We start from the raw sequence: 4,072 nt of genomic DNA on the forward strand, positions 1-4,072 counted from the left end.
TGGCGCCCACGGTCTCGACGATGCCGCTGAGCTCGTTGCCGGCGACCGTGGGGAAGTCGTCGGGGGCGATGGCCTTGAAGTCGCCTTCGCGATGCATCGCGTCGACGGGGTTGAGGCCGACCGCGCGGGTGCGGATCAGCACCTCGCCGGCGCCGGCCGTGGGGGCGGGGACGTCGGTGAGGGCCATGGCCTCACGGCCACCGTAGGACTGGAGGACGAGTGCTCGCATGCCGCCGAGCCTAGGCGCGCCGACCCGGAGTGCCGAGCCCTGTTCGCCGTCGTCGATCACGCAGGTCGGGCTCGGCGACTTCCGGCGTGATCATCCCCACGGCCACCCGTGACGCGGGTACGCTGATCGCTGTTCCACGTCACAGCGCTCTCGCTCGACTCGTCTCACCCGCACGGAGGCCTCACCCATGTCGTCCCGCATCCACCACCCCGGCCTCCGGTCGAAGGTGATGTCCGCCGCGGAGGCGGCGGCGTTCATCCAGCACGGCACCACCGTGGGCATGAGCGGGTTCACGGGGTCCGGCTACCCGAAGGCCGTGCCGACGGCGCTGGCCGAGCGGGCCAAGGAGCTGCACGCGCGCGGCGAGGAGTTCCGCATCAACCTCCACACGGGGGCGTCCACCTCCGCGGAGATGGACGGTGCGCTGGCCGAGGCGGACGCCGTCGCGCTGCGCACCCCGTTCCAGTCGGACCCGACGATGCGCGCCAAGATCAACGCGGGCGCGATCGAGTACATCGACACACACCTGTCCCACCTGGCGCAGACCGTGTGGAACGGCTTCTACGGGCCCATGACCACCGCGGTGATCGAGGTGTCCGGGATCCGCGAGGACGGCCGTCTCGTCCCCAGCTCCTCCGTGGGCAACAACAAGTCCTGGATCGACCTGGCGGATCAGGTGATCCTCGAGGTCAACTCGTGGCAGAGCGAGGACCTCGAGGGTCTGCATGACGTCTACTACGGCACCGCGCTGCCCCCGCACCGCACGCCGATCATGCTCACCCACCCCGCGGACCGCATCGGTGAGACGTACCTGCGGTGCGATCCGGCCAAGGTGGTGGCCGTCGTCGAGACCCACGCCCCGGACCGCAACTCCCCCTTCAAGCCCGCCGACGCGGACTCGATCGCGATCGCCCAGCACCTCGTGGAGTTCTTCGAGCACGAGGTGGCCCAGGGCCGGTACGACGAGCGACTGCTGCCGCTGCAGTCGGGCGTGGGCAACATCGCGAACGCGGTGATGTCCGAGCTGGTGAAGTCCCGGTTCACGGGCCTGTCCGCGTTCACCGAGGTGGTGCAGGACGGCATGCTCGACGCCCTGGACTCCGGCACCCTGGCGACCGCGTCCGCGACCGCGTTCTCCCTGTCCACCGAGGCCGCCGAACGGTTCAACGACAACGCCGCGAAGTATCGGGACAAGCTGATCCTGCGCACCCAGGAGATCTCCAACCACCCCGAGCTCGTGCGTCGCCTCGGCATCCTCGCCATGAACGGCATGCTCGAGGCCGACCTGTACGGCAACGTGAACTCCACGCACCTGATGGGCACGAAGATGATGAACGGCCTCGGCGGCTCCGGCGACTTCGCCCGCAACGCGTTCACCTCGTTCTTCCTCACCCCCTCCACGGCCAAGGGCGGGGACATCTCCTGCATCGTGCCGATGGTCTCGCACGTGGACCACACCGAGCACGACGTGCACGTGGTGGTCACCGAGCAGGGGCTGGCCGACCTGCGCGGCCTCTCCCCCAAGCAGCGCGCCCGCACGATCATCGACACGTGCGCGCACCCGGACTACAGGGAGCAGCTGCGGGACTACTTCGACCGCGCGATGCGCGGGTCGGACGGCCTGCACACCCCGCACCTGTTGGGCGAGTCCCTGTCCTGGCACCAGCGCTTCCTCGAGACCGGGACGATGCGTCAAGGCTGACGGCCCGCCGGACCGGACACCTGCGGGACACCTGCGACGGGGCACCCTACAGTGGGCCGCGCCTCGCGGCAGGGTGAGATCACGCCGGCTCCGGGCACGTGCCCGGAGCCGGCCCAGGGCCGCAGGACCGGCGACGGCGTCAGCCGCGCCCGCCCTGCTCCCGCTCGGGGATTCCCGCGGCCCACAGGGCGGCCGCGATGAGGGCGGGCTGGCCGAAGAGCCGCGCCAGGCGGCGACCGTCCGTGTCCAGCCCGAAGCCGTCCTTGCGCTCGGCGTACTGCCCGATGTTCCCGGGGTAGATCGCGGTGTAGAAGGCCGCCAGGGCGGTGCCGGTCAGGCGGCGCTGCCCGGGGAGCGCCAGCAGAGCGGCCCCGAGGCCGATCTCGGCCACGCCGGATCCGAGCACCACGAGGTCCGCCGGGAGCGGGACCCACGAGGGCACCTGGGCGCGGAACTCACGGCGTGCCACGGTGAGGTGGGACAGCCCCGCGGCGGTCATGAACCCGCCGAGGCCGAGGCGGGCGGCGGTCTGGGAGAGGGGGACAGGCTGCCGGTGCTTCGTCATCACGCCTCCCCGAGCTCGAGGACGACGTCGATGTTGCCCCGGGTGGCGTTCGAATAGGGGCACACCTGATGCGCCTGCTCCATGAGGGCGCGGGCCTGATCCGCGGGGACATTGGGGAGCACGACCTCGAGGGTGACCTCCAGGCCGAAGCCCTCACCCTGGCGGCCGATGCCCACGCGCGCGCCGACGGAGGAGTCGGTGATGTCGGCACGGGAGGCACGGGCGACCATCTGCAGGGCCGAGTGGAAGCACGCGGCGTAGCCGGCGGCGAACAGCTGCTCGGGGTTGGTGCCCTGGCCGGAGCCGCCCATTTCGGTGGGCACGGCGAGGTCGAGGTCGACCCGCCCGTCGGTGGTGCGGACATGGCCGTCGCGGCCGGCGCCGGTGCTGAGCGCCTCGGCGGTGTAGATGGTCTCCATAGGAGGTCCTTTCATCCGCCCGCCCCGTGCGGGACGAGTCGGCTCCAGCCTGCCACCCTGTTAGGTCGCGCGCAACCAAGTCGCTCCCCAGCGACCACTAGAATCGCTTCCATGGATGCCGCGCCGACCCCCAGCCTCGCCCTCGAGGACCAGCTCTGCTTCGCCCTGCACCGGGCGGCGCGCGCCGTCACGCGCGGCTACGGCCCCCTGCTGTCCCGCCTCGGCCTCACCTACCCTCAGTACCTCGTGATGCTCACCCTGTGGCAGGCGGAGGGTGACGCCTCGGCCGAGACGGAGGCGTCGACACCGGACGCCGGGGCGCTGGGAGTCGGCGCGCTGCGGGACCGGCTCGGCATGGACAACGGGACGATCACACCCCTGGTGCGGCGCCTGGCCGGCATGGGGCTCGTCACGCGGGAGCGCGACGTCCACGACGAGCGACGCGTGCTGGTCCGGCTGACGGACGAGGGGCGAGCGCTGCGGGCGTCCGCCCGGACGGTCCCGGTGGACGCCCTCACCCGGATCCCCCTCGACACCACCGAGCGCCAGGTCCTCATGGACCTGCTGAACCGGATCACCGAGGCCGCCGGGCCGCGCTGAGACGGCGGGAGCGGCCCGCGCGGAGCGCGGGTCAGCGCACCCGGTCCAGGATCGCCCGAGCGACGGCATCCGCCTCACGCTCGGGCAGCCAGTGGTCCGCGTCGAGCTTCACGAACCGGTACTCCCCCGCCACCTGCCCGGCCGTGAGCTCGGCGGCCCGCGGCCCCAGGGCCGCGTCCCGGGTGCCCCACACGTACGTGGTGGGGACCGTCACGGGCGCGCTGCGCGTGGTGGTCACCAGATCCGGGTTCGCCCGATACCAGTTCACCGGGCCGCGCAGGCTCTGCGGGGTGGAGAACCGGCGGGCGTAGTGCTCCGCCCCGGGGACCTGCCCCCGTTGCAGCAGGGAGCCCAGCCGTCGGGCGAGGATTCGTTCGGGGAGGGCCGGCGCCTGGAAGGCGGCGATGTACCAGCTGCGGCGCAGCTGGTCCGGGCCGCGCAGGGCGCGGGCCAGGGCGGCCGGGTGCGGCGTGGACAGGACCGTCAGGGACGCGACGCGCTCGGGGTGGGCGGTGGCCAGAGATCGGAAGAGCGTGGGTGGGGGAGAGAGGGGCTGC

General features: G+C 72.3%; 5 protein-coding genes and 1 pseudogene. 2 read left to right on the forward strand and 4 right to left on the reverse strand.

Going from position 1 to position 4,072, the window contains the following annotated elements; genetic code table 11:
* A partial coding sequence (locus tag D8M29_RS09350) for an alcohol dehydrogenase catalytic domain-containing protein (protein ID WP_153240285.1) occupies positions 1-229 on the reverse strand: 229 nt, incomplete at its 3' end.
* Between the two features lie 187 nt (positions 230-416).
* Here D8M29_RS09350 and D8M29_RS09355 point away from each other — a divergent pair.
* Positions 417-1,931 carry an acetyl-CoA hydrolase/transferase family protein gene (locus D8M29_RS09355; RefSeq protein WP_036338687.1) on the forward strand — a complete coding sequence of 505 codons (1,515 nt, stop codon included), beginning with the start codon at positions 417-419 and terminating at the stop codon, positions 1,929-1,931.
* Positions 1,932-2,070: 139 nt separating this feature from the next.
* On the opposite strand, the gene D8M29_RS09360 is transcribed toward D8M29_RS09355, so the two are convergent.
* Positions 2,071-2,496, reverse strand: a complete 426-nt coding sequence (locus tag D8M29_RS09360; protein ID WP_036338685.1) for a membrane protein — start codon at positions 2,494-2,496, stop codon at positions 2,071-2,073.
* A complete protein-coding gene (locus tag D8M29_RS09365) occupies positions 2,496-2,915 on the reverse strand; it encodes an organic hydroperoxide resistance protein (protein ID WP_002855232.1) in 420 nt (139 codons plus the stop codon). The genes D8M29_RS09360 and D8M29_RS09365 overlap by 1 nt, the downstream gene beginning before the upstream one ends.
* 111 nt (positions 2,916-3,026) lie before the next feature.
* On the opposite strand from D8M29_RS09365, the gene D8M29_RS09370 reads away from it, so the two are divergent.
* Complete coding sequence (locus tag D8M29_RS09370; protein WP_036338682.1) at positions 3,027-3,515, forward strand: MarR family winged helix-turn-helix transcriptional regulator; 489 nt, start codon at positions 3,027-3,029, stop codon at positions 3,513-3,515.
* Between the two features lie 31 nt (positions 3,516-3,546).
* Here the strand turns inward: D8M29_RS09370 and D8M29_RS09375 are convergent.
* Positions 3,547-4,072: pseudogene (locus D8M29_RS09375) on the reverse strand (alpha/beta hydrolase); the annotation flags it as partial.

Source organism: Micrococcus sp. HSID17227 (genome assembly GCF_003989405.1).
In the GTDB taxonomy this organism is placed as follows: Bacteria; Actinomycetota; Actinomycetes; order Actinomycetales; family Micrococcaceae; genus Micrococcus; species Micrococcus luteus.